Consider the following 14,918-nt stretch of genomic DNA (forward strand, 5'->3'; position numbering starts at 1 on the left):
CCCTGCGGAAGGCCCGTCCTAGTCCGTCAGGCGCCATACCAGCGAACGAATCCGGTGAGTGTCTCCAGCGGGTACGGCGGTGTAATCAAATCCCCGTCGTCAGCGAGAACCATCTTCCAGTCGCCGCCCTCCCATTTCATGTAGGTCGGGTAGACCAGGTTGAATCCGTACGACGATGTGTAACCAAGCTGGACATTCGCCTCCTTCCCGTCGTAGGAGACGACACGGAATCCAGCGATCTGGATGCTGACATCATCAGCTGTGGACGAAGAGCCCTCGCCCTCAGACTCGGCCTTGGCCAGGGCCGCCTCCCGGCCCGGTCCCTCGGCGACGATCCGATCCGTCAAGTGCTCGGCCAGATCGGGGTCGGAACCCATCGCTGTCCAGTTCGAGGCGGCGAGAACGGCTCCGATCGGCGTCCGCGAATAGCAGGAGCGGAAACCGTCATCATCGACGATGCCGGGACCGTGCCCCTTGATGCTCGGCGCAGCCACACGACCGACCAGCTCCCAATCGGTCCCTTTGGGCGGTTCGGTGATGGTGCCGGTCATCTCGACCTTGGTCAGACCGCACGCGCTGGGGCTGTCATCCGGGTTGTTCGCCCTGGAGGCGGGAGCGTCGGACGCCGCAGGCGAGGGAGACGCCGCGGCCCTGGACTTCGCCTCGTCACCTTGCCCGTCGTCAGATCCCCACACAATGCGGACGGAAACCATTACCGCGAGTAGGACGATGATCCCTATGACCACCGCGGAGAGGACGAACCCGCGTGAGGCGAAGGGGTTGTCGTCGACTTGCTCGCCGAAGTCAGCCACGATCGTCCAATCGGGTCTTGTAGGTCAGGCTCCTACGAGGAAGCCCACCAGTGAAGCAGCGGCGGAAATGACGATCACACCGGCCAGGACCATGCCGATCTTGCTCATGTGCTCGCCGCCCTCACCGCGGCGGGACTGGATCGCCATCGTCGCCCCGGCGACCATCAGGCCGAGAACACAGACTCCGAGGGAGACCCACTTCACCCAGCCGAGGATGGCAACGAATCCCTCAGACCCCGGGGGCGCCTGGCCGCTCCCGGGATCGGGAACCGCCGCGAGCTGAAGAGTCAACGCAGAGGCAGCCTCGATTAGCACAGTTGTCCTTTCCAACCACCCAGATCGGCAGAGCTCAGCATTTTCTTACTGCAAAAGTGCATTCAGGTCGGACACCATAGCGCGCACCGCCCTCGGACTCGAATCCAGATTCGGCTCCTCTCCCAGGCGCCACGCCTCGATCCAGGGCACCCGCCATGTGCGAGGTACACCACCAGTGACGATCTTGGCCATGTCCTTGAGGGGGCGGGGGAGGCGCCCAGGTGCGTCTGCCACCAGGACGAGACCGAGGAGATCAACGTTCTGAACTGCTCCGGACGCCCATTCCGTGGCGGCTAGCTGGGCTGACCGCAGGCCGGAAGCGTGAGTCCGCGCGACAAGGACCACGCGGACACGATGGAGACTCTCCGTAGTGACCAATTCCGGCCAGGCATGGTCGGCCGCGGCGGTCCACGACGTGAGACGGGCCAGGGTCGTTTCCCCGGCGCCTCCATGTACGCCGAGCCACCACATTGGGGCGTGCTGAGCCACCCTGCGCCGTGGAAGCCGATCCGATTCCACAGGGACCGGCACACCGTACTGCGGCTGCTGAGGTCCGGTCATGCGCGGCGTGTCCGGTTCGGGAGTAACGGGATCGGCGCCCTCTGTCTCAGGGATGGTAGGGGTGAGCCAGGGGTTCGCGGATTCGTCCAATTGGATCCCTACCTCTCCTTGTCGTGGCTGGGTTGTACCTTCGGGCGCGATGAGGACAGCACGCCGTTCGACGCCGATGCCCTTGTCACGGTTCCGCCCCGCATGAGACTAACCAGAGGGACGACCGAAACCGGACAGCGTTCCGGAAAGATGCGGACGTCTCGCAGCCGGATGTGGCGCTAGGGTCAAACCAGCCAATGGGTGTGTTCGAGCAGTCGAGGACTCACCAGCCACCTGCTGCTCCACTTCCTTTCAGGGACCCATGACCTGGCCCGGAGTCCGGCCCTCCACGCTCTCGAAAACCGGGCCTGAACTGCGACGACAAGAGAGGATGAGAGTCGATACCCGATGACCGTTGAGCATGATCAAGTGCCGGCGTTTCCCCGGATCACCGCGGTCACCTACGACGACGGCACCGGAGAAGTCTCGATCAACGGCAACCCGCAGTCGGTGTCTGCGGCGTCCATCGGCGAGGTCAGGGCCGAGATCATCAAGATCGTCGCTGGCGTGGCAGAGAAGCTCGGGCGTCCTGTGAAGGTCGCCACATCCGGTGTAGGCGGGGAGTGGCCGCTTATCGTCCACCCCGGCGGCCTCGTGGAGGAGGACACCTCCGCACCAGCGTCTGCGGTGCAGAAGCCCCGGAAGGAAAAAGAGAGGGACCAGGGTAAGGAGAAGGAGAGCGGCAGAGACCGCAAGACCGGCAGAGGGTTCTTCGCGGCATTTACTCCGACCCGCACTGGCACGCCGGATCCAGCGTCTGCCGCTTCTGAGCCTCCGGGCCCTGAGACGACACGTCTCCCCGGAGACCTCGAAGCATCGCCTGCCCCCGAGCTCCGGTCCGTGCCGGAGCACACGGCCGAAGCTGACGCAGAGCAGTCTCCCGTGGAGAACGAGGTCGGCAGCGGCCGCGTGGAGGCCACATCGCCACAGGTACCCGAGCCTCCCTCCTCGCCTGGTCATGCGCTGGAACCGCCTACAGCGCAGCCGCCTACGCCGGAGCCCTTCCCCGTAGCCCGGTTCGACCCGCCACCACCCACGCCACCCGCAGGCGGGACATCGCCTGAGCGCACGGGGCGACCAGTCGCCCCGATTGAACCGTCGGCACAAGAAGTGATGTGGGGGCCGTCCCGGCCGAAGACAGCCACCCCGCCGCCTCCCTTCGCCGTACCCCCCGCCGAAACCTTCACTACCCAGCCTCCCCCCGATCCGCGTACCCGCCACGAAGCGCCACCACCAAACGCACAAGGGCGTGAGTACCGGCCGGGACCTGCTCCGAACATCCCGCCGGCGGGAGCAGCCGTGTCGGCACGGTGGTGGGAGGAAGCGATCGCGGAGCACAACCAGCTTCGCGGTGCCTCAGCGGTCCACATCGGTCCCTACGAGGAAGCCGAGCAGGGACATCCCGGCAGCGACTCAACAGGACCGCAGCGTGGCTTCCTTCGCCGGCTCTTGTCGAGGGAGAACCGCGACCGGCATGGGAACCATGAGTGAGGAGGTCGTTCGCCACACGTCCGCCGTACTGGTGCGCGGCAACCGGAAGATCGGTGCATGAGGTGAAAGGAGCGCCGGTGAGCAGTGACAAACCGCGGCGCGGAGCCCTGCGGCCCGTCTTCGACCCGGCCTTGTCGGCCCGTGCACGTGGACGCTTGGAGCGACGGCTTGGACAGCTCCTCCCCAGATCGCGCGCTCCCGGGACATCGGTCGCGACGAACCGGATACGTGGCTACGCAGCCGCTGCCGCGGTACTGGCGGTGTCATGGGGTGGTGCCTTGTTCGCCGACTGGTACCCCGATGTGGCAGCTCTCTCGATGCGTGTGCTGAGCACACTGGGATTGGGTGCCCTTGTCCTCTGGGGCTTCCGTGCAGGTGGGCGAGTAAGCGGGACTGTGGCTCTTCTTCTCGCCTGGGGGCCGCTGTTCTTGGTCTGGGCCACTGAAGACGACATGGCTCTGGCTGGTGCGATCGCCTTCTTCTGGACAGGCGGGCCCATCGGTGCGCTAGCGGCGGTACTGAAGGGCACGCCACCGCTCGCGGTGCGGCACTTCGATCGATACCTTCTTCCTGAGGACTTCCCGTCGGATCAGGCATTGCTCCTGGGGCGGCTGCAAGACGCCATCGACATGGTGCGTGAGGCCAGTTCGATCTTGGTCGACGACCTGGGAATAGGGCAGGACGACGCGTGGCTGCGTGAACAGGAGTGGTCGATCGCGAATGCGCTCGTCCGATGTGGCGACCTCCAGAGGGATCTGGACGAGCGTAGGAAGACCGCTGTGACGGACCGCGTGCTGGGCTCGCTCCGCCCGCAGCAGGACGCCCTGAACGCAGCAATGGCCGCTGTCGCTGAGCGCATAGGCCGTTTCGAGAGGTATGCGGAATCGGCCTCCGCCGCCTCAACCACCTACCGCGAACTCCAGCAGTGTGAGGACAGCGAAAAGCGCAATGACGCCTATCTCGACCTTCTCACCACCACGGTGACGGAGGTAGGACACCGCGCGGAACTCGACGGTGGTAATGTCCGCGTCCTGCGGGAGTCTCTTGAGGAACAAGTCAAGCAGACAGCTGCAGCAGGGCGATGGCTGATTGAGGCAGCTGGCACCTTCCCTCTGCAACCGGGTGACGGGGCGTGGCTTCGTGGGACGATTGTCAATCGACAGAGCAGTTGATCATATGGGCTTTCGGGCGCCCTAATACTGTAAGGAACGACACAAGTGAGTATTGTAGACGGCTCTTTTGTAATCGCCTTTTTCGACCCGGATAGTGAGCATCATAAGACCGCGGTCGACTGGATGAGGCAGCAGCGTGACCCTGTTCGCCTTCCCGAGTCCTCGGTTGCTGCAATTATTCGCCATCTGGAAAATGAGGAGCGCAGGGAGGAGGAGAAGGCGTTCTTGATGGAACTCGCCAGCGGGAAACGTATAGTTCCGATTTCACATGTGCGGTCTGACTTCGCACGGATGGCTGATGTTGTCGAGACCTACGGTGAATATGGGATTGGGACTGCGGAAGCGGGCGTAATCGCGGTGGCGGAGCGGTTGCAGGACTACTCGATTGCGACCTTCCGGCCTGAAGTTTTCCAAATCGTGCCACCAAAAAATATTTAACAGTTCCAATTTGCTGGAACGATGTTGCGTGTTCGACTGAGAGGCATTGAGTGAAATGTCAGAAAAGCGAGACAAGCTCCATGTATTGGTTGACAGCATTCCCGAGTGGAGGGTGGGAGAAGCCTATGAACTGATTAAACAGCAGTTCTTTCCACCGGCTCCAACACGGCGTCCGGGTGATCCGCTTCCGAAGATCGTTGGCATGTTCAACAGTGGGGATCCTGATTTTTCCGATAATGCGTCGGAAGCACTCTATGGTAGAGAAAAATCCGATGCTCTGCACGCAAGGAAGCAAGAGGACGGCGGGGAAGGAAGAGAATAGCAGGGCTACCGGTTAGTATGAGCGTTGCCGATGCGAAATTCATTCTCTCTGCCCTCGACTCCGGCGACAAGTACCATGATTCTGCTGTCGCGTGGCTGAGCCAACAGAGTCAACCTGTGCTGGTGCCTGTGTCCGCGATAGCCACGGTCAGCCATGTTCTGGATCAGAGTGGACATACTGAGGTAGAAAAAGAATTTTTAAGGGAGCTCTCTAGGGAGCAAATCTTCAGTCCTGTTTCTCATACGCAGTCGGACTACGCTCGTATGGCCGAACTTGTGGAAACGTATGGACGTAAGGAGTTCGGAACTTCTGAAGCCGGCGTTATCGCTGCAGCTGAGCGTCTGAATGACAATCAGATTGCGTCGACCCGACCAGACCTCTTTCAAGCGGTTCATCCTAGGCAGGTGGACTACTTCACCTTTCCTCCTCGCGATCAGTTCGAAATGCCCACCGGCCAGGATGCCGTGTGGCCGAATCAGAACGACAGCGAGGATAGGTCCGCGGATGCTGCAGGCCCCGTGACTGTTGTTGACACGGGTATTCTCGTAAGCCTTGCGAACGACGGTGATCGACACCACCAAGTCAGTGAGGAGTGGCTTCGGAATTCCCGGGGGAGTTTGTTGATTCCGGGGCCGGTAGTAGGCGAAGCCGGATTTCAGATTCGCGGTCTGTCGAGCCGAGCTCAGGAAGTTTTATTCCTGCATGAATTAGGATCGAGCGACACGTTCAAAGTCATCAATCCAGAAGCGGAAGATTACGCTCGGATGGCTGAACTTCTTAGTGCCCACCCTGAGTTCAAGCTCGGAGCGGTGGACGCATCCGTCATCTCCCTCGCTGAGAAGTCCAATGCCCAGGCGGTGGCCACTGTTGACTCTCGGGACTTTGGTAAGATCCGCCAGGCGATAGGTGCCACTTGGGACCTGCCCATTCAAGGGGCTGAGCAACAGTCGGCGAAGGGCAAGTCTTCCATGCCAGGTATGCTAGCGAAATCGCAAAAGCGCAGTTCCAAAGGAAACGCGAAGGCGAAGTCCGGGCCTGCTCCGGGGAGAGAGAACCCCTTTAACAGCCGAGTGGCAGCTGCGGTACGCGCGGAACAAGCGGCGAAGGGTTCGGGTTCCCGGCGGCGACGGTGAGTGCTGAGATCGGTCCCATGCCCCCTGTAGTGCCAGGTGGCACAAGTCGGCCATTCGAGTGAACGTGCTGGTGAAGGGGCGCCTACCCGTTTAGGCGGTATGACGGAATTTCCTGTTCATGGTATGAGTACCGGAATGTTGGTTTCTACGGGATCTACGGGATCCTTGCGGGCGGCTGCGCCACAGATACGCGGGCGGGGATGGAGAGTGTGGATGTGCGTGTCGGCATCGGCGGTGCGGGGGGTTCGAGCCGCTCATGGCCGTTCCCGGTTGGGCTTGGTGGCGTGGGTGGGGTCGTGAAGGAGACGTTAGGCCCGCTAGTCATTGCAACTGTGGCGGCGATGCTCCTGTCCGGCTGCGGTGGGTCTGACCATGTCGATAACGACATCGTCCCCGAGCCCTCACCGGCCAACCCCTACGAGTCGACCGCGCCTCCCGTCTCCGACAGTCCTCGGGTTAAGGTACCGGAAGCGGATTTCACCGATGGGAAGTCCGTGGCGAAGTCGTTCTGGATCGCCTGGGGTTCTTACGACGCGAAGGCGGACACAGACGCGACGTATGTGGACCGCTACCGCCCCTTCGTTACCAAGGCATTCCTGGAGGAGCACGAGGCGAAGGGCATTCCGGTCCCGGCCGACACACTGAGTGCCTTTCGGGAATCTGGCCGACTGCGCACGACAGAAATCGACAAGATCTACGTTCCTGATGAAGCGCATGAATCTGATCGTCAGGCTGTCTATCGACTTGAAGGATTCCAGACCGATCAGGATGACAACCAGGCCGCGACCTCTCCGCAGGCGGCCGCAATCAATGTTTTGGTGAACAACCTAGGAAATGACGGCGATGACTGGCGCGTCGACGCAATTCTTTACCATTGATGCTTGTCGGGGAACGGCGGTAAAGAATGAATGGTAGCTCAGCCGCGAAGTGGCTGGGATGCGGATGTCTGGCGGCCCCCTTCGCTGCCGTGATGGCCCTGATCGCGTTCACTATGTCCCTGGTCTCAGTCAAGACTGACGAGGACTGGACGACCACATCCGCTGGCGCGAACATTCGTGACGGAACCGTTCCGGAAGAATATGTTGAGTGGATTGAAAAGGCGGCTGCGAGCTGCGACACACCCGGTCTGACCGCTCCTATTCTAGCCGCGCAGCTTTGGCAGGAAAGCAAATTCGACCCTAATATCTACGGGCCGCCTGTCAGGGTGTCTGTCAACGGGGTATACGGAACGTACCGAGCCGAGGGTATCGCCCAGTTTATGAGCTACACTTGGCCAGAGTGGAAGATCGACGCTAATAATAACGGAAAAGCATCGCCATTTGATCCTCCCGATGCCATTATGGCGCAGGGAAAGTTCATGTGCTCCCTCCTTAAGCAGGCGAAGAGCAGTGGTATACCGGGTGACCCCATCGAACTTGCTCTCGCTGGTTACAATGCGGGATTTGGAGCTGTTCAGGCGGCTAATGGTATCCCAAGGAACGGTCAGACCGAGTACTACGTTCCGAAGATCATGGAGAAGGCGCAAGAATTCACCGACCCGAACAGCGATGGTGGCCTCATTGCCGGGGTGAACGGGGATGTCGCTGGTGCGGTTCAGTGGGCAGTTGCTCAGCAGGGTACCTGGTACGTATATGGCGGTGAATGCAAGAACCCGCAGAAGACGACGCAGGGTTCGCCATTCCATTGGACGGGGCAAGATTACTACAATAACTGCGACTGCTCCAGCTTGATGCAGCAGGCATATGCGAAGATCGGGGTTAATCTTCCGCGGACCACCTTTGATCAGATCAACGTCGGTAAGGCGGTTTCTCCGTCGGACGTGAAGCCCGGGGACCTTCTTTTTCCCCACAGTGGTCATGTCGGCATGTATATCGGGAATAACAAGGTCGTTCATGCGCCCTACACCGGAACGGTCGTCAAAATCGCTGATTACAATCCTGGATATTGGGGTGCGTATGGTGTTCGGCGCGTCGTCTAGGTGTCGCGAGTGGTGTGCGTACGTTTGTCCCTGGTGTGGATCCCTTCGAGTGCAGGTGGGTGCTAGGGCCGCGAACCCGGGGGCACAGTCGAGGAGAGGATTACGGGATACCGAACCTCGGGCTGGTCACCCTCATCGTTCGGGAGTACGCCGAGGCCAGCGACTTCTTCGTCGGCACGCTCGGCTTCGATCTTGTCGAGGACACTCCGCTCGACGATGCGTATGAAGGGAAGGGGTGGGTGGTCGTCGCTCCGACGACAGCGGGAGCCGGATCCGCAGCGGGGACGGGTAGGTCGGCGGTTGGGTCGGTGGGCGCTCCGCAGACCGCGCTGCTCCTCGCTCGCGCGGTGACCTCGGAACAGCGCGCGGGTCGGTGACCAGACGGGCGGACGTGTCAGCCTGTTCCTCTGCACCGACGACATCGGCGCCGAGCATGCCCGCATGTCAGCGGCGGGGGTGCAGGTCGAGGAGGATCCCCGGCACGAGCACTATGGGAGGGTCGCCGTTTTTCGGGACCTGTACGGCAACCGCTGGGACCTTATCCAGCAGAGGGGTGCGGGGTGACGGACGAACCGCCCGCTCCGCCCCCACCCCCTCACCCCGCCCACACCCACCCCTCAGTCACAGGAGGAGCACCATCACCCGGTTCATCGCCCGGCGGATCGTCGCTGCGGTCATGGTCACCGCCGTCCTGTCCGTGGTCTGCTTCCTCCTGTTGGACCTCGCCCCCGGCGACCCGGCCCGGAACGTGCTGGAAGCCCGATCTGGCGGGCGACCGGTCAGCGAAGCGGCCGTCGCGATGCAGCGCGACGCCATGGGGTTGAACGAGCCGATGCCCGTCCGCTACGCCGCGTGGGTCGGCGGGGTCGTCCAGGGCGACCTCGGCTCCTCCTACATGACCGGCCGCCCCGTGATCGACGCGATCGCCGACAGCCTGCCCTGGACCCTCCTCCTGGCCGCCGTGGCGACCGTGTTCAGCCTCATCGGCGCGGTCGGGGTCGGCCTTGTCGCCGGTCTGACCCGCAGCGCCGCCCTGCGCCGCGCGATCCAGCTGGCCATGTTCGCGCTGGGCGGCGTCCCCGGGTTCGTCGGCGCGCTGCTGCTCCTGTTCGTGTTCTCGGTCTGGCTGGGCTGGTTCCCCTCGGGCGGCCTCGGGTCGCCAGGCCAGCCGCTGACGCCCGCTGTTGTGGCTGCCTCGGTCACACTTCCCGCCCTCGCCCTGACGTTCGGGCACCACTTCGGCGTCTACGTCCGACTGGTGGAGACGGGCGTCGCCCGGGTGCGCGGATCCACACACGTCCTCAACGCGGAGGCGCGTGGCCTGCCGCCATGGACGGTGCGGACCCGGCACATCCTGCGACCGGGACTGGTCCCCTTCGCCGCCCGCTTTGGAACCGGCGTCGCCCAGCTCCTGGCCGGGGCCTACGCGATCGAACTCATCTACACGTGGCCCGGCATGGGGCGGCTGGCCCTGGAAGCGGCCCAGACGCAGGACTACCCTGTACTGCTCGCGGTTGTGCTGATCACCGGAGCGATCGTCATCACCGCCAACCTCCTCGGCGAGATCGCCACGGCCCGGCTCGACCCCAGGATCAGGCTTGACCGCGATGCCGGCCGGAGCCAGTCGGGGCTGTCGTAGCGGTGGCCCATGACGTCGCCCCACCCGTTCGCACCTGCCTCGGCCCGCCATCGACGCCCCGCGCGGCGCGGCGCCGAGGCGGCGTGAGGGAGAACCCGGGGTAGCGCATCGACCACATGGCGCCCCGCACGACGCTCTCCTTCCACAGCGCGGCGGGGCGGCCGGTGAGAATCGCCCGGTGCGGGGAATCGTCGGCGCGCACGAACTGGATGAGACCGTCCTGTCGGCCCAGGCTGATGGTCTGCGGGGCGTAGCGGAAGCGGAACGGGCGCGGATCACCCCCGCGCAGACGGGCGGCGATCGCGTCGGCCGCCTGCCATCCCATCGGTATCCCGGTCGCGCAGGACATGCGCAGCGGCTGGTCGGAGAGCCGACCGGGACCGTGGGCCAGGGCCGCGTCGCCGACCGCGTACACGTCCTGGTGGGAGAACGACCGCATCGTCTGGTCCACCAGAACGCGTCCGTCGTCATCGACGGCAAGCCCGGACTCGCGGGCCAGGGCGGGAACAACCAACCCCGTGGCCCAGAGCGTCGCATCGACCTGGATCGCCTCGCCACTCTCGATCCGCACATCGTCCCGCCGGAGTTCCGTGACGCGCACGTGCGTCCGGACGTCGATGTTCAGCCGTTGGAACACGCGACAGAGATGCCGTTGAGCGGAAGGGGACAGGCCCTCGCCCGGTTCGCCGTCGGACAGCAGACGAATGCGCAGACGGGGGAAAGCCTCGGCGAATTCGGCCGCGGCCTCGATTCCCGTCAGTCCCGCGCCCACGATCCCGAGGACACCCCCGGCGGCGTCGAGATCCGCCGCCCGGTCATGCAGAGCGGCGGCCCCCTCGGCGTCGGCGATGGTGAAGGTGTGCTCGGCGACGCCGGGCGTCGTGCCGAGGTCGGCCGTGCTTCCGAGCGCGTACACGAGCGTCTCGTATTCGAGGCTGAGCTCACCGCCGGATCGCCCCTCGGTCGCCTTAACCACGTGCACGAGCCGCCGCTCGGGGTCGAGGGACGTCACCCGTCCAACGACCAGCTGGACACCGCTTCCAACCAGGAGTTTCTGGAGGGGGAGCTCGGTGAGCCGCTGTCCGGCGGCCAGCTGGTGAAGTCGCACGCGTTCGACGAAGTGGGGAACCGCGTTGACAAGGGTCACGTGGGCGTCCCGCGGGTGGAGTCGGCGGGCGAGGCGCGCGGCGGTCGTGAGCCCGGCGTAGCCGGCGCCGAGGATGAGGATGCGGTGGGTCATCGATGTTTCCCTTCCCTTCGGTATCCGCTGTGATGGCACCCCCTGAACCGAGGAGAGGGCCGATTCATGACAGGGCTCGAAGCCCTTGACGTTGGCCAGGGGTTACCGCGGCGCCCCGGGGTAGCCGTCGGGCAGGGGATGGCGTGGGTGGATGCCGAGCTCGTACCCGGCACCCGTCGTCACCAGCGCGACCTCCGGGCGCTTACGGCGGGGCGATCTCGAAGCACAGGTGCAGTGCGCCCGCGTCCCAGGCGGTCTCGACCGTGTCGTCGCCCAGCCCCAGTTCGGTCAGGAAGCGCGCCGCGAGGTCGGCGCCGTCGACGTTGAAAGTCTGGTCGCCGTCGCCTTCGGCGCTCAGCCCCACGTCGTGCAGGACGCACCCGAGGAAGAGCGCCTCGTCGTCGCGGCCCGGAAGCACGCCGTCCTGCTCACCGGCGAAGCGTCCGTAGAGATAGGTGCGCATGTTGTGGTTGAAGACCGCCGGGTGCTCCACGCGCTTGGCAAAGCGGAGCGCTGCGAGCGCCGTCTGGGTGCGGGGAAAGACCAGGCCGTCATAGAGGTCGTTCACCGGTTCTGCCCTTCTGCTGGTCATGGGTGATTGGCCATTGGTCACGGGTCGTTGGGTGGGGGTGTGGAGGCGGGCTCCGCGACGCCGCGGTTCAGGTGCCGCAGTGCGAGAAGGCCGCCGATTCCTGGGACGACGGCGCGCCATTTGGCCCCCGAAGCGGCTTCGGCGGGGATAAACCAGACGGCCGCGATGACGGTGAGGTAGGCCCTGCCGTGCGCAGGTCCGGCCAGTGAGGAGACCTCGGGCACGTGGAGCGCGGCGAGGTTGACCGCCGGACGCGGCCGAGGCACTGGTCGCGAACCTCGCCGCGCTGGCAGTGCTCGCCGCCCTGCTCGCGACGGCGGCACTGGCCGTTACAGGAAGTCTCGCGTGCCGATTCTTCACCTCCATTGCCCTGGAGGGGTCGACAGGCCCGGAGGGACTGGCCCGCACGGTTGCGTGGAGTGGAACGGCCGCGGCTGTGGGGATGCCGATCGCTACGTTCGCGTTGGCGGTGGTGTCCCCGTGGTCGGCGAACTGGCCGGTGATCGTCTTGGCGGCGGTGGCGGTAGCCGCGGCCCACGCGGTGACGGCGTCATCCGCCCGCGCCCGCCGCCAGTGCGCGAGAACACGGGTGGCCGAGTAACTCCAGCGAAGAGGCGCAGTGTCGTCGGGTCATGTTTCCCCACTTCCCCCGTTCCCCTCTTCCCCCACGCGGACCGGAGATCGCACGTCGATGACGCGGAGAGGGAAAGGAGAGAGGGCACGCCTGGACGCTACGCGGGGACCCACGATGGGTCACGACCGCTGAGTCCAAGAAGCCGGTCGAACGGCGGGGCGTCCTCCGGGACATCGATAACCGGCCCGAACAAGCCCTCGCGCGCTTGCGGATCATCGGGCACGTTCGCCACGAAGGCGAGGCAGGCATCCACCTCCGCGGGGCCGCACGCGTAGGGCTGGCCGGTGGCGCGGGCAAGATCCCATCCGTGCAGGACAAGCTCGTCCAGAGCGACGAGCCCCGCCTCCTGGCCGGGGGGTTCGAGGCCCCCGGCCGCGGTGGTGCCCTGCCAGGCAGCAGGATCGCGCCACGCCGCAGCGAGGTCGTCGAGCCGTCGGGCCAGGAGATCGCGCCAGTCGGACGGCAGGTTCGCGGCCGAAGGAGCCGGGGGAGGGCCGTCCGCGACCGAACCACTCTTCTCGGCGGCCTCCCGGAAGGCGAGCGCCAGCGCCATGACGTGGTCGATCAGGTCTCCCACGGACGTGTTGACACATGGGGTCGGTGCTGGCAGTTCCCCATCGGGAAGCCCTGCGAGCACACCGCTCATGCGACGCGCGGCTGGGCCAAGATCCGGATGGTCGTGTATGCCAACGCTCCTCACCGCTTCACGTTGACTCCACGGTCACGAACGCCCGCGAGTCACCACCGTGTCCGGGGCCACCAAAGGTTGGGACATGCGGTTAGGACAGACCAGACCAGTGCGCCCTCCTGATCAGCGAGGCAGAGAAGACCAGAGGAGCTTGCTCCCGTCGGCGTGCGGGAGCTGCGCACCAATGAAGGCGAGCTTGTCCGGATTGACGATGGTGCGGATCGACGCGATTCGCCCGTCGTGAACCTCGAAGACCACCACAGCGAGGGGGCCGCTGTTCGTCGTGATCACGAGAGCGGGGTCTGCGTTGACCTCCGCCGAATAGACCGTGAGGCCAGGGCCGACTCTCTCTTCCACCACCGTGTCGATCTGGCGGTAGAGCCCTTGGAGGTAGCGCGCCACCCTGGTGACACCGATGATGGGGCGTCGCGCGGCACCGGCCTTGCCCCCACCATCCGACCACGCGGTGACGTCGTCGGCGAGGAGCCGTTCGAGATCCGTGAGGTCGCCGCTACGCGCGGCGGCAAAGAAGAGCTCAGCGATCCGGCCGTGCTTCTCGGGGCGTGCCTCGAACAGCGGTCGGCTGTTCTCCTCCGCCTTCAGGCGCTGTCGAGCACGTCGATAAACCTGCTGAGAGTTGGCCTCGCTGACGTCCAGGACGTCAGCGATCTCGCGGTGGCGGTAGGAGAATGCCTCACGTAGGACGAACACCGCCCGCTCGGCGGGCGTCAATCGCTCCAGCAGGATCAACAGCGCCATGGACACGGACTCACGCTGCTCGACGGTCTCCAGAGGCCCGAGCGAGGAGTCAGGCGTCATCACCGGTTCTGGAAGCCACGGACCGACATACGCCTCCCGACGAGTACGGGCGGCGGTGAGGCGGTTGAGGCAGAGATTGGTGAGCACCTTAGTCAGCCACGCTGCGGGCGTCGTGATGAGACTGTGGTCAGCGTCGTTCCACCGCAGGTAGGCGTCCTGTACCGCGTCTTCGGCTTCGGTCGCTGAGCCAAGGAGGCGATAGGCAATAGCGAAGAGCCGAGGCCGCTGGGCCTCAAACTCAGAGACGTCATGGCCATGGGACGGTGCTGGCACGTAGCCGAGTTTAGACGCAGGGCCGATGGGTGGGTGTCCGGGGTCACATGTCCCCGGGTTGGTGTTGCCCGGGAGGGGGACTACAGTTGTCCGAGTCGCCTTGAAGCAGCCGGTTCATCCGGCGCTCGGGGCGGCATAGTTCTCTCCGGCGTCACCCGGGCTAGTCCCAGCGGTGGCAGCCGCGTCTGCAGGGTACGAAGCTGGAAGCCTGGCTGGCATGCCTCGGTGTGTCGGTCCGGTTTTGGTGTGGAGATACTGTGTAGGCGTTTTGTCAGGGAGATTTCGCGAAAATCCGCCGATTTGGCGGGTTGCGGAAGCCCTGATAAAGTCGGAGACATAACAAAGCGGAACGCACCGCCTCTGCAGAAAAGCCGGACCGGGATGATTTCCGGGTTGGTTTGTATGGGATGAGCGGTTGTTTCTTGAGAACTCAACAGCGCGTGTTTGTTTTTCTTTCAGCCAAGTTTGTTTTGGCCCCTTGTGAGCACACGGAACCCGTGGGGGTTGCGGGGTGCTCGGGGTTCCTTTGATTGACCGGGGGTTCCCGGTCGGTCAGGGTTTGCTCTTCCAGGTTTGCCCGCCATGCTGCGGCGTGGTTGGGTGTTTGGCCTTTGATGGAGAGTTTGATCCTGGCTCAGGACGAACGCTGGCGGCGTGCTTAACACATGCAAGTCGAGCGGTAAGGCCCCTTCGGGGGTACACGAGCGGCGAACGGGTGAGT

At 64.4% G+C, this 14,918-nt stretch carries 19 protein-coding genes and 1 rRNA gene; 12 read left to right on the forward strand and 8 right to left on the reverse strand.

Features of this window, described 5'->3' with window-relative positions:
* Nucleotides 1–26: 26 nt before the first annotated feature.
* The 3 genes from ABD259_RS11430 to ABD259_RS11440 all read right to left on the reverse strand — a co-directional run bounded on the left by ABD259_RS11430 (nucleotide 27) and on the right by ABD259_RS11440 (nucleotide 1,688).
* Nucleotides 27–713, reverse strand: a complete 687-nt coding sequence (locus ABD259_RS11430; RefSeq protein WP_486348482.1) for a DUF8175 domain-containg protein — start codon at nucleotides 711–713, stop codon at nucleotides 27–29.
* A gap of 123 nt (nucleotides 714–836) precedes the next feature.
* Nucleotides 837–1,016 (reverse strand): hypothetical protein, encoded by a 180-nt coding sequence (locus tag ABD259_RS11435; RefSeq protein ID WP_344162065.1) that lies wholly within the window; start codon nucleotides 1,014–1,016, stop codon nucleotides 837–839.
* 156 nt (nucleotides 1,017–1,172) lie between these two features.
* Entirely contained in the window at nucleotides 1,173–1,688 is a 516-nt protein-coding gene (locus tag ABD259_RS11440) for a DUF6668 family protein (protein WP_344162068.1), read from the reverse strand.
* A gap of 438 nt (nucleotides 1,689–2,126) precedes the next feature.
* Here ABD259_RS11440 and ABD259_RS11445 point away from each other — a divergent pair, with 438 nt between their 5' ends.
* From ABD259_RS11445 to ABD259_RS11490, 10 genes are all read left to right on the forward strand, one after another.
* Complete coding sequence (locus ABD259_RS11445; RefSeq protein WP_344162071.1) at nucleotides 2,127–3,269, forward strand: hypothetical protein; 1,143 nt, start codon at nucleotides 2,127–2,129, stop codon at nucleotides 3,267–3,269.
* A gap of 278 nt (nucleotides 3,270–3,547) precedes the next feature.
* The gene (locus ABD259_RS11450) at nucleotides 3,548–4,441 is read left to right on the forward strand and encodes a hypothetical protein (protein WP_344162074.1); all 894 of its coding nucleotides are present in this window, start codon (nucleotides 3,548–3,550) and stop codon (nucleotides 4,439–4,441) included.
* Nucleotides 4,442–4,486: 45 nt separating this feature from the next.
* Nucleotides 4,487–4,879: a PIN domain-containing protein gene (locus tag ABD259_RS11455; protein ID WP_344162077.1), complete on the forward strand. Its 393-nt coding sequence runs from the start codon at nucleotides 4,487–4,489 to the stop codon at nucleotides 4,877–4,879.
* 55 nt (nucleotides 4,880–4,934) lie between these two features.
* Entirely contained in the window at nucleotides 4,935–5,201 is a 267-nt protein-coding gene (locus ABD259_RS11460) for a hypothetical protein (protein ID WP_344162080.1), read from the forward strand.
* A 17-nt stretch (nucleotides 5,202–5,218) separates the two neighbouring features.
* Nucleotides 5,219–6,334: a type II toxin-antitoxin system VapC family toxin gene (locus ABD259_RS11465; RefSeq protein WP_344162083.1), complete on the forward strand. Its 1,116-nt coding sequence runs from the start codon at nucleotides 5,219–5,221 to the stop codon at nucleotides 6,332–6,334.
* Nucleotides 6,335–6,543: 209 nt separating this feature from the next.
* Nucleotides 6,544–7,212 carry a hypothetical protein gene (locus tag ABD259_RS11470; RefSeq protein WP_344162086.1) on the forward strand — a complete coding sequence of 223 codons (669 nt, stop codon included), beginning with the start codon at nucleotides 6,544–6,546 and terminating at the stop codon, nucleotides 7,210–7,212.
* Between the two features lie 92 nt (nucleotides 7,213–7,304).
* Nucleotides 7,305–8,312: a C40 family peptidase gene (locus ABD259_RS11475; RefSeq protein ID WP_344162089.1), complete on the forward strand. Its 1,008-nt coding sequence runs from the start codon at nucleotides 7,305–7,307 to the stop codon at nucleotides 8,310–8,312.
* Between the two features lie 59 nt (nucleotides 8,313–8,371).
* On the forward strand, nucleotides 8,372–8,689 hold the full coding sequence (locus tag ABD259_RS11480; protein WP_344162092.1) for a VOC family protein: 318 nt from the start codon (nucleotides 8,372–8,374) through the stop codon (nucleotides 8,687–8,689).
* Between the two features lie 64 nt (nucleotides 8,690–8,753).
* Nucleotides 8,754–8,876, forward strand: coding sequence for a VOC family protein (locus ABD259_RS11485; RefSeq protein ID WP_344162095.1), 123 nt, complete (start codon nucleotides 8,754–8,756; stop codon nucleotides 8,874–8,876).
* The gene (locus ABD259_RS11490) at nucleotides 8,866–9,951 is read left to right on the forward strand and encodes an ABC transporter permease (protein ID WP_344162098.1); all 1,086 of its coding nucleotides are present in this window, start codon (nucleotides 8,866–8,868) and stop codon (nucleotides 9,949–9,951) included. Before ABD259_RS11485 ends, ABD259_RS11490 begins: the two co-directional genes overlap by 11 nt.
* On the opposite strand, the gene ABD259_RS11495 is transcribed toward ABD259_RS11490, so the two are convergent.
* The 3 genes from ABD259_RS11495 to ABD259_RS11505 all read right to left on the reverse strand — a co-directional run bounded on the left by ABD259_RS11495 (nucleotide 9,905) and on the right by ABD259_RS11505 (nucleotide 12,049).
* Complete coding sequence (locus ABD259_RS11495) at nucleotides 9,905–11,191, reverse strand: NAD(P)/FAD-dependent oxidoreductase (protein WP_344162101.1); 1,287 nt, start codon at nucleotides 11,189–11,191, stop codon at nucleotides 9,905–9,907. The two genes, ABD259_RS11490 and ABD259_RS11495, sit on opposite strands and share 47 nt — an antisense overlap.
* Nucleotides 11,192–11,393: 202 nt before the next feature.
* Entirely contained in the window at nucleotides 11,394–11,783 is a 390-nt protein-coding gene (locus tag ABD259_RS11500) for an HD domain-containing protein (protein ID WP_344162104.1), read from the reverse strand.
* 17 nt (nucleotides 11,784–11,800) lie between these two features.
* Nucleotides 11,801–12,049: a hypothetical protein gene (locus tag ABD259_RS11505; RefSeq protein WP_344162107.1), complete on the reverse strand. Its 249-nt coding sequence runs from the start codon at nucleotides 12,047–12,049 to the stop codon at nucleotides 11,801–11,803.
* A gap of 176 nt (nucleotides 12,050–12,225) precedes the next feature.
* Here ABD259_RS11505 and ABD259_RS11510 point away from each other — a divergent pair, with 176 nt between their 5' ends.
* Nucleotides 12,226–12,384, forward strand: a complete 159-nt coding sequence (locus ABD259_RS11510) for a hypothetical protein (protein WP_344162110.1) — start codon at nucleotides 12,226–12,228, stop codon at nucleotides 12,382–12,384.
* Between the two features lie 130 nt (nucleotides 12,385–12,514).
* Here ABD259_RS11510 and ABD259_RS11515 read toward each other — a convergent pair whose 3' ends face one another.
* Both ABD259_RS11515 and ABD259_RS11520 read right to left on the reverse strand, forming a co-directional pair.
* Nucleotides 12,515–13,117, reverse strand: a complete 603-nt coding sequence (locus ABD259_RS11515) for a TIGR03086 family metal-binding protein (RefSeq protein ID WP_344162113.1) — start codon at nucleotides 13,115–13,117, stop codon at nucleotides 12,515–12,517.
* A gap of 111 nt (nucleotides 13,118–13,228) precedes the next feature.
* The gene (locus ABD259_RS11520; protein WP_344162116.1) at nucleotides 13,229–14,197 is read right to left on the reverse strand and encodes an RNA polymerase sigma-70 factor; all 969 of its coding nucleotides are present in this window, start codon (nucleotides 14,195–14,197) and stop codon (nucleotides 13,229–13,231) included.
* 611 nt (nucleotides 14,198–14,808) lie between these two features.
* On the opposite strand from ABD259_RS11520, the gene ABD259_RS11525 reads away from it, so the two are divergent.
* Nucleotides 14,809–14,918: ribosomal RNA gene (locus ABD259_RS11525) — 16S ribosomal RNA — on the forward strand; the annotation flags it as partial.

This window comes from Nocardiopsis rhodophaea (assembly GCF_039530945.1).
GTDB classification, from domain to species: domain Bacteria; phylum Actinomycetota; class Actinomycetes; order Streptosporangiales; family Streptosporangiaceae; genus Nocardiopsis_C; species Nocardiopsis_C rhodophaea.